The organism is Pontibacter virosus, assembly GCF_003096355.1.
Classification (GTDB): Bacteria; Bacteroidota; Bacteroidia; order Cytophagales; family Hymenobacteraceae; genus Pontibacter; species Pontibacter virosus.
On record NZ_QEKI01000002.1, the window covers coordinates 379,835 to 395,791 of the forward strand.

A 15,957-nucleotide genomic window follows, 5' to 3' on the forward strand; every position below is an offset into this window, starting at 1 on the left:
TTCGTGACTCAGATCACGCACGTAGCACGATGCCTTCAGAAATTGCTTGGCCAATAATACTGGACGTCTCGAAAAGTCGTGCTACGAAATACGAACATTCAACTTTACGATATTGCTGTTACTAACCGAAACCATGTACCACCCGCCCATCCAGTTCTTCGCGCAGGCGCTGCAGTCGGATGGCATATTGATAGAAAAACACGAGAACTACGTGAAGCAGAGCTACCGCAACCGCTGCCATGTGCTAACAGCGCAGGGCATGGTGCCGCTGAGCGTGCCGGTGCTGCGGGGCAACAGCAAGGACAAGACACCGATCACCGAAATAGAAATTGACTACAGCCAGAAATGGTACAACGTGCATTGGCGCACGATACAGGCGGCCTACGGACGGGCACCATATTTTGAATTTTACAGTGACTACATAAAGGAAGTATATGAGCGGCAGCCGAAATATTTATTCGGCCTGAACGTTGATTTATTGCGGCTTTATCTTAAATTTCTGAAACTGGATCGGCCAATCGGGTTCACAGACAGCTATCAGACAGCGCAACCGGAGGGGGTGCTCGACCTTAGAAATAGGATACATCCTAAAATCATTCCTGACAACTTGTACGTACAAACCTATACACAAGTATTTGGCAAACAATTTGTACAAGACCTTAGTATAATTGACTTGTTGTTTACACAGGGTCCGAAGTCGCTTTCCTACTTACAATAATGCCCCGGCAAAACTAAACCTTTGCGGACTTGGGCTTGTTAACAATCAGGGGCTTTTCCTGTAAGCCTCAACGAGTTACAACATTTTAGACCTTTACATTTTTATAGAGTATACATGGAAGCTAAATTCTCGAACAGAGTGAAAGAGGTGATCTCACTCAGCCGTGAGGAAGCTATCCGTCTCGGACATGACTATATTGGCACTGAGCATCTGGTGTTGGGCATGATCCGGGAAGGAGAAGGGACTGCCATCGCCTTGCTTAAGAAGCTGGGTGTTTCGATAGATGAACTGAAGTACGCTTTAGAGCAGGCTACACGAAACACCGCTTCGCAGAACAGCAACATTACCGGCAGTATCCCGCTTACCAAGCAAACTGAGAAGGTGCTTAAAATTACTTATCTGGAGGCCAAGATCTTCAAGAGTGATATAATAGGTACTGAACATCTCTTATTATCCATCCTCCGGGATGAAGACAATATTTCTTCACAAATCCTAGCGAAATTCAACGTGAACTACGAAGCGATAAGAGACTCCCTGGATTATCATAGCAATAATCCATTGGCATCGTCTGACACAGACGATAATGATGATTCTGACAAGTTATTTGGCTCTTCTTCCCGTGCTGGCAGCAGCTCAAGCAAGAAGCCCGGCGAAAAATCGCGTACCCCGGTGCTCGACAACTTTGGCCGCGACCTGACCAAACTGGCAGAAGACGACAAACTCGACCCGATTGTGGGCCGTGAAAAAGAAATTGAACGCGTGGCCCAGGTACTGAGCCGTCGTAAGAAAAACAACCCGATCCTGATCGGTGAACCTGGTGTAGGTAAAACAGCTATAGCTGAAGGACTTGCCCTGCGCATTGTGCAGAAGAAAGTAAGCCGCGTGCTCTTCAACAAGCGTGTGGTAACCCTTGATCTGGCCTCACTGGTGGCTGGCACGAAGTACCGTGGTCAGTTCGAAGAGCGTATGAAAGCCGTGATGAACGAGCTCGAGAAATCTCCGGACGTGATCCTGTTCATTGACGAGCTGCACACGATCGTGGGTGCTGGTGGCGCTTCCGGTTCGCTGGATGCCTCCAACATGTTCAAGCCAGCCCTTGCCCGTGGCGAAATCCAATGCATTGGCGCGACGACGCTTGACGAGTACCGCCAGTACATCGAGAAAGATGGTGCTTTGGCCCGTCGTTTCCAGATCGTGATGGTAGATCCTACCACGCCGGAGGAGACTATGGAGATTCTGCACAACATCAAGGACAAGTACCAGGATCACCACCACGTAAACTATACCGACAAGGCAATTGAGGCCTGCGTGAAGCTTTCGGACCGCTATATGAGCGACCGTTTCCTTCCGGACAAGGCTATCGACATACTTGATGAGGCTGGTGCTCGTGTGCACATCAACAACATCGTGGTGCCAGATGATATCCTGAAGCTCGAAGAGCAGATCGAGAACATCAAGGTAGAGAAAAACCGCGTGGTGAAAAGCCAGAAGTACGAAGAGGCTGCCCAGCTACGCGACAAAGAGAAAAAACTCATCGACCAGCTCGAAACAGCTAAAAAGAACTGGGAAGAAGAGACCAAGAAGAAGCGTTATTCGGTAAAAGAGGAAAATGTGGCAGAGGTTATTGCCATGATGACAGGTATACCGGTGAAGCGTATCGCACAGAACGAAGGCCAGAAGCTGTTGAACATGGCCGAAGAACTGAGCGGTAAAGTGATTGGTCAGGAAAAAGCCATCAAGCAATTGGTGAAAGCCATCCAGCGTACGCGCGTTGGCCTGAAAGATCCGAAGAAGCCGATTGGTTCATTCGTGTTCTTGGGCCCTACTGGTGTAGGTAAAACGGAGCTTGCCAAAGTGCTGGCTACTTACCTGTTCGATAAAGACGACGCATTGGTGCGTATTGACATGAGTGAGTACATGGAGAAATTCAGTGTATCTCGCTTGGTGGGAGCGCCTCCGGGCTACGTGGGTTACGAAGAAGGTGGCCAGCTGACGGAGAAGATTCGCCGCAAGCCATACTCCGTTGTGTTGCTTGACGAGATTGAGAAAGCGCACCCGGATGTGTACAACCTGTTGCTGCAAGTGCTGGACGATGGTATTCTGACGGATGGTCTGGGCCGCAAGGTGGACTTCCGTAACACGATCATCATCATGACTTCCAACATCGGTGCACGTGACCTGCAGGACTTCGGTGCCGGTATCGGTTTCATGTCGAAGACCAAACAGGATAACGTGGATGAGATCATGAAAGGCACTATTGCGAGCGCCCTAAAGAAGACGTTCTCGCCAGAGTTCCTGAACCGTCTGGATGACGTGATCGTGTTCAACTCACTTGGTCGTGAGGACATGCACAAGATCATCGAGCTGTCTCTCAACAAGCTGTTTAAGCGTATTGATGCGCTTGGCTACAAGATCGAGCTCACCAGCAAAGCTAAGGACTTTGTGGCTGAAAAAGGCTACGATCCGAAGTATGGTGCCCGTCCGCTGAACCGTGCTATTCAGAAGTATATCGAAGACCCAATTGCGGAGGAGATACTGAAAGCCGAGATCGCACAGGGCGACACCATGATGGTGGACTATAAGGAAGGCGAAGAGAAACTTACTTTCGCGTCGAAAAAAGGCAATGGCAAAAAGAACAAAGGCATGGCCAACGACGGAGAAGAGGAAGAGACCGAGCCAACCAAGTCGTCGGGCGACGGTGAGAAATCTGACAAATAAGGTATAAGACCTAAGGTGTAAGGGCTGTCCCGAGTGGGGCAGCCCTTATTTTTTGTCTGGTTTATAGCTGTTTTCGGCTGATAGTTTTTAAATTTGACAATTAATCAATCAGTCTCAGATAAAATAGATATACCCCATTTCATGGCAGGAGAAATCAGACAGAGCCAGATAGAAACGCTGGAGCGCAAAAACGCCGAAGCCTTGCTTGGCGGCGGACAGGACAGAATAGAAGCACAGCACAAAAAAGGCAAGCTGACGGCCCGCGAGCGCATTCACCTTTTAATGGATGAAAACTCTTTCGAGGAGATCGGCAAGTTTGTGATGCACCGCTCCAAGGACTTTGGTCTGGACAAGCAATACTACCTCGGCGACGGCGTGGTGACTGGTTACGGCACCATCAACGGCCGACTGGTATACGTTTTCTCGCAGGACTTCACCGTTTTAGGTGGCTCGCTTTCTGAAACCCACGCCGAGAAGATCGTCAAGATCATGGAACTGGCCATGAAAAACGGTGCACCGGTGATTGGCCTGAATGACTCGGGTGGAGCCCGTATTCAGGAAGGCGTGGTATCGCTGGGTGGCTATGCAGATATTTTCTACCGCAACACACTCGCATCAGGCGTTATACCTCAGATCTCAGCTATCATGGGACCATGCGCGGGTGGTGCGGTGTACTCCCCTGCCATCACCGATTTTATCATGATGGTGGAGGACACATCCTACATGTTCGTGACTGGACCAAACGTGGTGAAAACGGTAACGCACGAGAACGTGACGTCGGAAGAACTGGGCGGTGCCAGCACACACAGCACTAAGAGCGGTGTGACGCACTTTTCCTGCGCCAACGAAGTGGAGTGCATCAACTACATCAAAACGCTGTTGAGCTACGTGCCGCAGAACTGCGAAGAGCTTCCTCCGTCGGTACCCTACGAGGAAAAAGCGGACGAAACACGCGCTGTACTCGACACGATTATACCTGAAAACCCGAACCAGCCTTACGACATGCGTGAGGTGATCGAAGGCATCATCGATGCGGATTCTTTCTTTGAAGTACATAAAAACTTCGGCGAGAACATCGTGGTAGGTTTCGCCCGTCTGGGTGGCCGCAGCATCGGTATCGTAGGCAACCAGCCTGCCGTACTCGCCGGCGTACTCGACATCAATGCCAGTACCAAGGCTGCCCGCTTCGTGCGCTTCTGCGACAGCTTCAACGTGCCTTTGCTGGTACTGGAAGACGTGCCGGGCTTCCTCCCGGGTACTGACCAGGAGTGGCGCGGCATCATCACCAACGGTGCCAAGTTGCTCTATGCGTTCTGCGAGGCGACTGTACCGCGTATCACGGTGATAACCCGCAAGGCTTATGGTGGTGCTTATGATGTGATGAACTCCAAGCACATCGGTGCCGACATGAACTACGCCTGGCCAACTGCCGAAATTGCGGTGATGGGTGCACAGGGCGCTGCCGAGATTATCTTCAAACGCGAGATCGCTGAAGCCGAAGATCCGGCTGCAAAACTGGCGGAGAAGGTACACGAGTACAAAGACAAGTTCGCGACACCGTACCGCGCCGCACACCGTGGCTTCATCGACGAGGTGATCATGCCGAACGAAACTCGCGCCAAGCTGATCAAAGCCTTCAAAATGTTGGAAAATAAGGCGGTGACACTGCCACGCAAGAAGCACGGAAATATTCCGCTTTAATTGGATTGAATAACGAGCATGTACAGCTACAGAACATCTGGCTGTACATGCTCGTTATGTTTAACAACCATTGTGTATACATTACTGAAAAACCTGATGAGAAAAGAATCTTTCGATTTTCTAGAAAAATATCTGAATAACTCCTCTCCTACTGGCTTTGAGTCTGAAGGCCAGAAACTGTGGCTGGAGTATATTAAGCCCTACATTGAAGATTACTTTGTAGACACGTACGGCACAGTGGTGGGTGTAATCAACCCGGAGGCCGAGTATAAGGTGGTGATCGAAGCGCATGCCGATGAGATCTCCTGGTTTGTAAACTACATCACGCCGGAAGGCTACCTATACCTGAAGCGCAATGGTGGTTCCGACGCCCTGATCGCTCCTTCAAAAAGAGTGAACATCTATACCTCCAAAGGTATCGTGAAGGCTGTTTTCGGATGGCCGGCTATACACGTGCGCAAGGTCGAGAACGACAAGGCCCCTACCATTGAAACCGTGTTCTTGGATTGTGGTGCCAGTAACCGTGAGGAGGTGGAGAAAATGGGTATACACGTAGGCTGTGTAGCGACCTTTGAAGACGAGTTCACGGTGATGAACGAGAAATTCTACGTAGGCCGTGCGCTGGACAACCGAGTGGGTGGTTTTATGATCGCAGAAGTGGCCCGCATGATTCACGAGCGCAAGCACAAGTTGCCGTTCGGTCTGTACATTGTCAACTCGGTGCAGGAAGAGATTGGTCTGCGCGGCGCTGAGATGATCGCGCACCGCATCAACCCGAACGTTGCCATTATCACAGACGTGACGCACGATACGCAGTCACCGATGTATGACAAGAAGAACAGCGGTGACATCCACTGTGGCAAAGGCCCGGTAATTGCCTATGGTCCGGCCGTACAAAACAACCTGCGCGATCTGATCATCAATACCGCACAGGAAAAAGAGATTCCATTCCAGCGCTCTGCCGTTTCACGTGCAACCGGAACCGACACCGATGCGTTTGCTTATTCTAATGCGGGTGTAGCCTCGGCTCTGATCTCCCTGCCGCTGAAGTACATGCACACGACTGTAGAGACCGTACACAAAGACGACGTGGAGAACGTAACGAAACTGATATACGAAACACTGCTAAAAATTGAGGACAATCAGGATTTCCGATACCTGAAATAGAAATCCCTTTTAGCCCTAGAGAACCACACAGCGCCTGACTGGCTTGTGTGGTTTTTTGTTTTACCGCCATCCCAAATTGTTTACTTTTGAACATGCGCTTCCCCTATACCTTCACCGACCAGATGAGCCGTACCGTTACGCTGCCGAACTCGCCGCAGCGCATCGTGTCGCTGGTGCCTTCACAAACTGAACTCCTTTTCGACTTAGGACTGGATGATTGTATTGTTGGCGTCACGAAGTTCTGCATCCATCCAAAAGAGAAGGTAAAGCAAAAGACTATGATCGGGGGCACCAAGAATTTTAAGCTGGAGTTGATCGATGAACTGCAACCCGACCTGATTATTGGGAACAAGGAGGAGAACTACGAAGAAGGTATAGCTAGTCTGCAGGAGAAGTACCCGGTATGGATGAGCGACATCTTTACCTTAAAAGATGCTTTGGAAATGATCAGTCAGGTTGGTCAGCTGACGGGTACAGAGGCCAAGGCTCAGAAATTGGTTAAAGGTATAGCGACTGGCTTCGACAACCTGCAACCCTTGCAGCCTTCTATACCTACCGCTTACTTTATCTGGCGTAAACCTTACATGGCGGTGGGCAGTGATAACTTCATCGATCACTTGCTGCAGCGCTGCGGCTTCCACAATGTCCTCGCCGACCAGCCCCGCTACCCGGAGGTATCGCCGGAGCAACTACAAACTGCCGCTCCAAAACTGATTTTGCTGTCATCGGAGCCCTACCCTTTTCAGGAAAAGCACCTTGCCGAGTTTCAGGAAATGTGCCCGGAGGCGGAAATCAAAATAGTAGATGGGGAGATGTTCAGTTGGTATGGCAGTCGGTTGCTAAAGGCGCTGGCATACTTGCAAGGCTTGATAGATGAGGTAGAACAGGCAACAGCGCTCTATTGATTTCCTGCAAGGGCTTACTTTAGCCTGTCCAGTACATTTAGCGCTTTTTCAGAAACAGCTCCAAAGTATACTGCGTCGGCTTCTAACTGCTCTAAGGTTTTGCCTTTTACGGGGCGCTTGTTAGTAGGGTCGGTCAGCGATGTCAGTGTCATGAATTGGCGTATCCGCTGTTTTTGTGCTGCGTCCAGGCTGTCGAAATTTAGCTGCTCCAGCCTTTCTATAAGCAAATGTCGGAAATCTTTGCCTTCCACCGCTTCTTCGTCTAACAAGCGCATGATCGCTGCAACTGCTTCATCTTCGTGGGAAGTTTCGAGAGCAACCGTAATCAACTTTTCTGTGCCCGGAAGCGGGAGCCTGATGAGCAATTCGTAGCCACCCCCAAGCTGCTCGCCCGCTGTAGAATAGCATTTCATCCAAAAGCTCTTTGTGGACGCATCCTTATACACAGCCGCCCAACCACCTTCTGCTTCTTCTATCAGCTCAAACTGTGGCAAGAGTCCCTTAATCAGGCCAGCATCACCATACAAATAGCGCTCTCCCATTCATCATTCATTATTATTCATTCACTTTTACCTCAAAACCCATTTTCTCCAGATCCTCCCAAAACCGTGGGTAGGACTTGCGCACCACCGCTGGCTCCTGTATCTGTATGGGCTGCAGCAGGGCAATCGGAGCGAAAGCCATGGCCATGCGATGGTCTTCGTAAGTCCTGAAATTCAGCTCCCGATCGATCATTAGGGCTGGGTTCATCTGGAAAACGCCGGGTGTTCTCTCGTCTAGGGAGGCACCCATAGCCAGCACCTCGATCTGAAGCGCCTGAATACGGTCCGTTTCTTTGATGCGAAGACTCTCCAAACCGGTCATTTCAACGGCTATACCTGAGGCGGCGCACAATGCCACAATTGTCTGCGCCAGATCCGGACAGTTACTGAAATCAAACGTCACTCTTTTCTCAGCATGTTTCTTAGTGAGACGTACTCCTTCCGGCTTGAACTCGGTATGCACGCCCAGTCGACGCATGATATCCACGATGGCTTTGTCGCCCTGGTGAGAATTTTCGCGTAACCCGAGCAAGGTAATATCCGCCTCTTTGGCCAAGGCCACCATACTATACCAGTAACTGGCCGCCGACCAATCCGATTCCACAGCAAAAGTGGCGGGCTGGTATTTCTGATGCGGCACTGTGATGGTATTTCCCTCAAAGCTGGCCTCTACCCCAAAATCCTGCATCAGGGCCAAGGTCATCTCGATGTATGGGCGTGAACTGATCTTGCCTTCCAGTTCAAGCTCCAAACCTTCCGGCAGCAAAGGAGCGACCATCAGCAAAGCTGAAATATACTGGCTGCTGATGTCGCTGCGCACTTTCAGGTGCTTTCTGCCGCTGCCTTTAAAGCCACTGATCTGGAGAGGCGGATAACCTTCTTCACCCAGATAAGCTATACCTACGCCCAGTTCCTGAAGCGCCTCTACAAGCACTTTGATCGGTCGCTGGCACATACGCTCGGTGCCGGTAAGTGTTTTTTGCTGACCCGTTATGGCATAATAGGCTGTCAGAAAACGCATGACAGTACCCGCGTCTTCGGCGTTGATGATGTCTGAGTCACTTTTCAGGAGCCTTTGCAGGAGTTGGGTGTCGTTGGCTTCAGAGAGGTTCTGCAATTCAGATTCCCCACCTGCCAGGGCCGCGATGATCAGCGCACGGTTCGCCTCACTTTTGGAGGCAGGCAATTGTACACGACCCTTCAGTACACCTGAAGGGTGGGAAATGGTAACGGTTTTCGTCATAGTAGCTGGTAATAGCGCAAAGATTCCTGTATTTCTGCCAAGGTAACAGGCTGGTCCCAAACGGCCTTGCCTATACCTTGCAAAAGGGTACAGTTGATGGTAGAATGGGTATTTTTTTTGTCCTGCAAAGCCAGTTTGGCCATGCTTTGGATATCTTCTTCGGTCAGCTTCACCTTTTCATAGATCGACACCATAAAAGTCTCGATCTGGTCCAGCTCCCGCTTGTTGAGTAAATCGTGTTTCATGGATAGGTACGCCTCGCACAGCATTCCGACGGCAATGGCTTCGCCGTGCAAGAGTTCGCGACCGGGCTTCTCCATCAGGTAGCTTTCTACGGCGTGGCCCACAGTATGGCCAAAGTTGAGCACTTTCCGGTAGCCCCCCTCCAAAGGATCGGCCTCCACCACGGCTGACTTTATACCTACTGAGTGTCGGATCAGCGCGTCCCAATCATCAGTAAAAAGCCCGATATGGCGTTGTTCTTCAAAAGCTGCCGCATCGGCAATTAGCCAGTGTTTAATAATTTCGGCATAGCCTGACTTGAGTTGGCGCTGCGGGAGTGTATTCAGAAATGTCGGATCGATGATGACAGCCCTAGGCTCTTTGTATACCCCGATGTGGTTCTTGAGTCCGTGGAAATCTATACCTGTCTTGCCGCCCACGCTGGCATCTACCTGCGCCAAGAGAGTAGTGGGCACCTGCACAAAGTACATCCCGCGTTTGAACGTAGCCGCACAAAAACCGCCCATGTCGCCGATCACACCGCCCCCCAGGTTCACCAACACCGACCAGCGGTCCAGGTTTAGCTCGGTCATGCGCTGCCAAATATGTTCGCAGGTCTGCAGGGTTTTATGGGCCTCGCCGCTCTGTATCTGAATGAGGTCATGCTCAGGCAGGTAGGCTTTTACCTGCGGATAGCAATGGTGCAAGGTATTTTCGTCCACCAGCACAGCTACCTTCGAGAAGGCAAGGTTCTGCAGCACCGCTTTCAGTTGTGGCAGCACGGCTCGCCCGATGTATATGCTTTCGTTCACGCGGATCTTGTTTTATCAGGTATAATGAAAAAAAAGCCAGCCATCGACCGGTGTTCAGGTATACGCTTACGATGCCTGTTCCGGCTTGGTGTCAGATTTTGTTTCCGGATTTCCGGCTTGCATAATGCTGGTCTGCTTGCGGATAGATTCCACGTGGATCAGCTTGTAGAGTTCTTCCACAAAAGCGGGGTTTATACCTGCTTCAGCGGCCCAATCGGCACGGGTTCTAAAAATCTCTTTCCAGCGCTCGAGCTGCAGCACCTGCACGTTGTTCTGCTTTTTATACTCCCCTATCTGCTCCACCAAGGCCATGCGCTGTGCCAAAGCCCCGATCAGATCGTGGTCAGCGGCATCGATTTTCAGGCGCAACTCCTCAGCCCGGTTCACCAGTTCAGCATCGTCGTAATTTGTTTTGCGTACCTGCAGCTTACTCAGGATGTCAGCCAGGGCGGCAGGTGTCACCTGCTGCTCCGCGTCGCTCAGGGCTTCTGCCGGGTTCGGGTGTGTCTCGATCATCACACCATCACAGCCCATATCAAGCGCTCGCTGCGACAGGGGATAGATCAAATCACGGGTACCGCCAATATGACTCGGGTCCACGATCACAGGCAGGTTCTGGAAACGCGCTTTCAGCTCGATCGGGATTTGCCACACCGGCGCGTTGCGGTACTTGGATGGCTGGTACGAGGAGAAACCGCGGTGAATGGCGGCCAGATCGGTTACACCTGCCTGGTAAATGCGCTCGATCGCTCCGATCCAAAGCGCCAGATCCGGGTTCACGGGGTTCTTCACCATTACAGGAACGTTCACACCGCTTAGCGCGTCGGCAATTTCCTGTACGGCAAAGGGGTTTACGGTGGTGCGGGCGCCAAGCCACAGCACGTCTATACCTTGCTTCAGGGCTTCCTCCACATGGCGGCCAGTAGCCACCTCCGTCGTCACACGCATGCCTAGCTCACGCTTCACACGGCCCAGCCATGCCAGTCCCTTCAGTCCTACCCCCTCAAAGGTATTGGGCCGTGAGCGGGGCTTCCAAATGCCCGCCCGGAACAGGTGCACATGCAGCTTCTTTAGCGCCCCGGCGGTTTGCATCACCTGCTGTTCGCTCTCAGCGCTGCAGGGTCCCGCAATCACCAGCGGCCTGCCTCGCTCAGCGAGCAATTCAGGAAAATAAGCGTCTTTATTTTTGAAAATCATCCGTGTCAATTGTCCATACAAAGGTACGACAATTACGACAGTTATGCAGTATATCTGGTCTAAGGGAATGAATGCCCTGAATTACAGCACAAAAATATACCCTAAGTACCAGGCTCCCATGGTGTATAACTTTAACACTTACACTATCTTTGCGCCGATTAACACGCTATTACATGAACCCGGTTACCAACGTTTCTTTTGACGATACAGCTGTCGCTTTTTCATCCAAGTCAGACGCTGAACTCTATAAAATGTACCTGCTGTTCAAGTCGATGAACAGCAACACCTTTGTGAAATTGGGCGGCAATCTGCTCAACACAGCGATCAAACTGCACCTGCCGGTTAAGTTTATCATCAAACCGACTATTTTCAACCACTTCTGCGGAGGCGAAACGATTGAGGAATCGGAGCGTGCCATCCGCGAGCTGGCCAAATATAACATCGGCACCATCCTCGATTACTCGGTAGAGGGCGAGGGAGTGGACAAAAGCTTTGACGATACCCGCGACGAGATTCTGCGCACCGTAGAGAAAGCCCGTGGCAACAAGAACATCCCGTTTTCTGTGTTTAAAGTGACAGGCCTGATGAGCACGCCGCTTTTGGAGAAAGTGCAGGCCGGCGAAAAACTCACGGCTGAGGAGCAAGCCGCCTATGCGCGAGGCCTGAAGCGGGTGCAGGACATTTGCCAGCGTTGTTACGAGGCTGATGTGCGCGTGTTTGTGGATGCCGAGGAAAGCTGGTTCCAGGACACGATTGACAACATGGCCTACGACATGATGGAGCTCTACAACAAAGAGAAAGCCATCGTTTACAACACCTACCAGCTCTATCGCCACGACCGTCTGGATGCGCTGATTCGTAATCATGAGAACGCCGTCGCCAAAAACTACATACTCGGAGCTAAGCCTGTGCGCGGCGCCTACATGGAAAAAGAGCGCAAGCGTGCCGAAGAGCAAGGCTATCCGAGCCCGATCAACCCGACCAAGGCGGCGTCTGACAAGCTGTACAACGACGGTCTCCGCTTCTCCATCGACCACATCGACCGCATATCGCTTTGTGCCGGCACACACAACGAGGCCAGCTGCTACCTTTTAATGGAACTGATGGAGGAGAAAGGTATAGCGCCAAACGACGAGCGCGTGTTCTTTGCCCAGCTTTTCGGCATGAGCGACAACCTGTCGTACAACCTGGCCAATGCCGGTTATAATGTGGCGAAGTACGTGCCTTACGGACCGGTGGAGTCGGTGATGCCGTACCTGCTGCGCCGGGCCAACGAAAACACAGCGATTGCCGGGCAAAGCAGCCGCGAGTTTGGCCTGATCAGCAAAGAGATGGAGCGTCGCAAAAATGCCAGGCGCTAGCAACCAATTCACAGGTATCTGCAGGAGATAGTGCTCTTATACTCAAGTGAAAACGGGAGTTCGAAGTTTGCGAGTATCGGGGTGTAAGGCTTTCGATGAGCATTATAAATGCTATAAGGCGATACTTAATTATCCCAACCCTGCGTTGAGTCTATTGAACCACACAAAAAATAAGAAGGCCCTGCATTGCTGCAGGGCCTTCTTATGTGTTTAGAACTATAAGGTTTAAACCGTAGTTCTGCTATTGATTACTGTACAGTTACAGTAGTGTCAGTCTCAACAGTAGTTTCAACAGTAGTGTCTGCTTCAACTTCTTCAGTAACAACTTCTTCTTCAGTAGTTACTTCAGTTTCAACAGCTTCAGTTTCAGTTGCAGTTTCTTCAGTGTTGCAAGCTGTGAAAGCTACCAGGGCGAACGCTACGAAAGCGAATTTGAACAATTTTTTCATTTTGTGTTTGTGATTAAGTGTTTTGGTTTCGAATTTGAACTTCATACCGGAAACCCGGATAGGTAACCCGGTATTTTTTATTTTTTTAAAATATTTTTTTGTTGGGTTACAAAAAGCGGCCTGGCGTATTAAAAATAGAACGGTATGAGGAAGAGTTTGTATGAGACGGATGAGGCGATCATGGAGGGAATCCGGAATGACGATGAACGAGCGCTCGCACATCTGTATAAGCTGCACTTCCCGATGATATCTCATTTCATTATCAATAACAGTGGAACTGATGATGAGGCCAAGGACATTTATCAGGAAGGCGTGATCGTCTTCTACGAGAAGATCAAAAGCAACAGCCTCGAGCTTAGCTGCCAGATCAAGACCTACCTCTACTCCGTGTGCCGCAGACTATGGCTGAAGCGACTGGCAGAGAAAGGTCGCTACGCTAACCGCATAGAGGACTCTGAGAACTATCTGTCGCTGGAAGAGGATGTGCCGCAGCACGAGGAAAACGAAAGGCAGTTCGGCGTGATGGCCGAGGCACTGGATCAACTGGGGGAGCCCTGTCGTACTTTACTGGAGGACTTTTACATCCGGGCGCAGGGGATGCAGGACATTGTAGAGAAGTTTGGCTATACGAACACCGACACGGCCAAAAACCAAAAGTATAAGTGCCTGCAACGCCTTAAGAAATTATTCTTCACCTCTTACAAACCAGAGGTATAGCATAGACGAATTGAATTTTAGCACCTTGTAAAAGGTATTTATATAACACCATGTTTGATCACCGCATATACGAGCAAATAGAGCGCTACCTGGCCGGTACTATGCCCGCCGAGGAGAAGGCTGCCTTTAAGGCGCTGTTGCTCACTGACCCGCGGCTCGCCGACCAGGTACAGGAGCACCGACAGGTACTGCAGGCTATGCAGCACTATGGTCAGCGCCAGCAATTGCGCCATAAACTCAACAGCATCCACACAGAAATGGAAACCGGCTCCAAAACCGTAACCAGCGAGCTGACTGCCTGGAAAGTCTTCTTTAAGAAGCATGCCCAGACTATGGCGGTTGCCGCCAGCGTTTCGCTGCTGTCTGTATTTGGCACGCTTTGGAGTGTGCAGCAAATGAAGAAACCTGTGCAGCAGCAAACGGCCCGCTACATTGAACTCCGTCGTGAGGTCGAGAAAATCAAGAAAGAACAGCGTGCCATTATAAATGGCATCGCCAGCGCGGACGCCGCCGCACCGGCACCGCGTTCGGCACGCTTCAGTGGTACTGGTTTTGCCATCAGCCCAGACGGGTACATTGTCACCAGTTCACACGTAATCCAGGGCGCTGACTCTATACTGATCGAAAATAAAGCCGGACTAAAGTATAAGGTAACAGAAGTGCACCGCAATACCGAATACGACCTGTCGATCTTAAAAGTGGAGGACCCAGCCTTTGCAGGTTTCAGCAAGCTGCCTTATACCTTCAAAACGGCTTCTTCTGATCTGGGTGAGCGCGTGTATACCCTTGGCTTCCCGCGCGAGGACATTGTGTTCGGTGAGGGCTCGCTGAGCTCCGCTTCCGGTTTCGAAGGCGATACCACTTCTTATCAAATCTCCATCCCGCTAAACCCGGGTAACAGTGGCGGTCCGCTGCTCGATGAGAAAGGAAACGTTATTGGCGTGATCAATGGTAAGCAGGCAGGTCAGGAAGGTGCTGCCTTTGCGGTGAAGTCGTCATACCTGCTGCAGATGGTGAGCCAAATGCGGGAGCGAGAAGCCGGTCTGGCCATCAGCCTCCCACAGCAAAATAACCTGGGCGGAGTCTCCCGCACACAGCAATTGAAGAAACTTCAGGACTATATTTTCGTCGTAAAGGTTTATAATTAAGACACGACAGTATTGTTTTATTGCAATACCACAAAGGACTATCTGTACTCAAACACAGATAGTCCTCTTTTTTTATAACTTTTTTAAAAAGATACAGTTAAATAGACAATGTATATCCTGCCTAAAGATGTACAATTTATTTAATCATGAACTATAAAATAACTACTATGAAAATGCGAATGCTAAAACCTCTTGCAGTTGTATTTGCCGCAGGCTTTCTATACAGCTGTGCCAGCAGTAACGATGCAATGGACAACACTGCCATGGACGAAACCACTACCATGAGCGAGACAACCACAATGGCTGGCGATGATGTTACAACAGAAACTGAGGTGAGTACTGATGTCACTACCACCACGACTGATACTGACGTGAATGCTTCTGCCACCGTGGGTGCCACAGCAGAAACAAGCTCTATGGCCATATTGGATGCAGCAAGAACAAAGAGCGAAATCTCTACCTTTATGGAGTTGATCCAGGCGGCTAATATTTCAAAAGCTTTTGAGCAGGAAGGTGAATTTACCATTTTCGCTCCTACTAACGAAGCCTTCCAACAACTTCCTGCTGGTCAGTTAGATTACCTGAAGAAACCAGAAAACAGAAATGAACTGATTCAGGTCCTGCAAGCTCATATCATTTCGGGTAAAGTGACTACAGCCCAATTAGAGACAAATCAGCGAATTCAGGTTGGTCAGGATGACTATATCGAAGTAGGTACTGCAGGTTCTAACCCAAATGCCTTTACTATTGGCGGAGCCAACATTGTAGAGTCTAACATCGAAGCCAACAATGGTGTAATCCATGTGGTTGACCGTGTGCTGGTAACTGCCGACCGTGTTTCTGACGAGCAATAAACAACAACATTATACCATAATAAAAAAGCCTTCCCCTGCGGAAGGCTTTTTTATTATCAACCTGCAAAATCACTCTTTCTAGTCCAAAAACGCGCTATCCGAGCTTGTTTTGCAACCATAGAGTAGGTCAGCCGTTACAATAAACTAGTCTGCAAAAAAGCAGGCATCTGAAAATTATACTAATACAAACTTAAAAACTCAAC

At 50.2% G+C, this 15,957-nt stretch carries 14 protein-coding genes; 9 read left to right on the top strand and 5 right to left on the bottom strand.

Going from position 1 to position 15,957, the window contains the following annotated elements; all coding sequences use genetic code 11:
• Nucleotides 1-46 precede the first annotated feature (46 nt).
• The 5 genes from C8E01_RS04740 (at nt 47) to C8E01_RS04760 (ending at nt 7,209) form a co-directional block, all read left to right on the top strand.
• Nucleotides 47-718 carry a WbqC family protein gene (locus tag C8E01_RS04740; protein WP_243409430.1) on the top strand — a complete coding sequence of 224 codons (672 nt, stop codon included), beginning with the start codon at nt 47-49 and terminating at the stop codon, nt 716-718.
• A 114-nt stretch (nt 719-832) separates the two neighbouring features.
• Complete coding sequence (locus C8E01_RS04745) at nt 833-3,436, top strand: ATP-dependent Clp protease ATP-binding subunit (protein ID WP_116542203.1); 2,604 nt, start codon at nt 833-835, stop codon at nt 3,434-3,436.
• A gap of 141 nt (nt 3,437-3,577) precedes the next feature.
• A complete protein-coding gene (locus tag C8E01_RS04750) occupies nt 3,578-5,137 on the top strand; it encodes an acyl-CoA carboxylase subunit beta (RefSeq protein WP_116542204.1) in 1,560 nt (519 codons plus the stop codon).
• Nucleotides 5,138-5,233: 96 nt separating this feature from the next.
• Nucleotides 5,234-6,304, top strand: a complete 1,071-nt coding sequence (locus C8E01_RS04755) for a M42 family metallopeptidase (RefSeq protein WP_116542316.1) — start codon at nt 5,234-5,236, stop codon at nt 6,302-6,304.
• A 92-nt stretch (nt 6,305-6,396) separates the two neighbouring features.
• Nucleotides 6,397-7,209: an ABC transporter substrate-binding protein gene (locus tag C8E01_RS04760; protein WP_243409440.1), complete on the top strand. Its 813-nt coding sequence runs from the start codon at nt 6,397-6,399 to the stop codon at nt 7,207-7,209.
• A gap of 14 nt (nt 7,210-7,223) precedes the next feature.
• Here the strand turns inward: C8E01_RS04760 and C8E01_RS04765 are convergent, their stop codons facing one another.
• The 4 genes from C8E01_RS04765 to C8E01_RS04780 form a co-directional block, all read right to left on the bottom strand.
• On the bottom strand, nt 7,224-7,751 hold the full coding sequence (locus C8E01_RS04765) for a hypothetical protein (RefSeq protein ID WP_116542205.1): 528 nt from the start codon (nt 7,749-7,751) through the stop codon (nt 7,224-7,226).
• A gap of 13 nt (nt 7,752-7,764) precedes the next feature.
• Nucleotides 7,765-8,994, bottom strand: coding sequence for a 3-phosphoshikimate 1-carboxyvinyltransferase (locus tag C8E01_RS04770; RefSeq protein ID WP_116542206.1), 1,230 nt, complete (start codon nt 8,992-8,994; stop codon nt 7,765-7,767).
• Complete coding sequence (gene aroB, locus C8E01_RS04775; protein ID WP_116542207.1) at nt 8,991-10,028, bottom strand: 3-dehydroquinate synthase; 1,038 nt, start codon at nt 10,026-10,028, stop codon at nt 8,991-8,993. The genes C8E01_RS04770 and aroB overlap by 4 nt, the downstream gene beginning before the upstream one ends.
• A 66-nt stretch (nt 10,029-10,094) precedes the next feature.
• Nucleotides 10,095-11,225 carry a bifunctional 3-deoxy-7-phosphoheptulonate synthase/chorismate mutase type II gene (locus tag C8E01_RS04780; protein WP_116542208.1) on the bottom strand — a complete coding sequence of 377 codons (1,131 nt, stop codon included), beginning with the start codon at nt 11,223-11,225 and terminating at the stop codon, nt 10,095-10,097.
• A 173-nt stretch (nt 11,226-11,398) separates the two neighbouring features.
• Here C8E01_RS04780 and C8E01_RS04785 point away from each other — a divergent pair, with 173 nt between their 5' ends.
• Nucleotides 11,399-12,586: a proline dehydrogenase family protein gene (locus tag C8E01_RS04785; protein ID WP_116542209.1), complete on the top strand. Its 1,188-nt coding sequence runs from the start codon at nt 11,399-11,401 to the stop codon at nt 12,584-12,586.
• Between the two features lie 248 nt (nt 12,587-12,834).
• Here the strand turns inward: C8E01_RS04785 and C8E01_RS04790 are convergent, their stop codons facing one another.
• Nucleotides 12,835-13,080 (bottom strand): hypothetical protein, encoded by a 246-nt coding sequence (locus tag C8E01_RS04790; RefSeq protein ID WP_243409431.1) that lies wholly within the window; start codon nt 13,078-13,080, stop codon nt 12,835-12,837.
• A 99-nt stretch (nt 13,081-13,179) separates the two neighbouring features.
• Between C8E01_RS04790 and C8E01_RS04795 the strand changes: the two genes are divergently transcribed.
• The 3 genes from C8E01_RS04795 to C8E01_RS04805 all read left to right on the top strand — a co-directional run bounded on the left by C8E01_RS04795 (nt 13,180) and on the right by C8E01_RS04805 (nt 15,754).
• A complete protein-coding gene (locus tag C8E01_RS04795) occupies nt 13,180-13,752 on the top strand; it encodes an RNA polymerase sigma factor (RefSeq protein ID WP_116542210.1) in 573 nt (190 codons plus the stop codon).
• Between the two features lie 50 nt (nt 13,753-13,802).
• Nucleotides 13,803-14,900: a S1 family peptidase gene (locus C8E01_RS04800; protein WP_116542211.1), complete on the top strand. Its 1,098-nt coding sequence runs from the start codon at nt 13,803-13,805 to the stop codon at nt 14,898-14,900.
• A gap of 179 nt (nt 14,901-15,079) precedes the next feature.
• Nucleotides 15,080-15,754: a fasciclin domain-containing protein gene (locus C8E01_RS04805; protein ID WP_116542212.1), complete on the top strand. Its 675-nt coding sequence runs from the start codon at nt 15,080-15,082 to the stop codon at nt 15,752-15,754.
• The last annotated feature ends 203 nt before the right edge of the window (nt 15,755-15,957 follow it).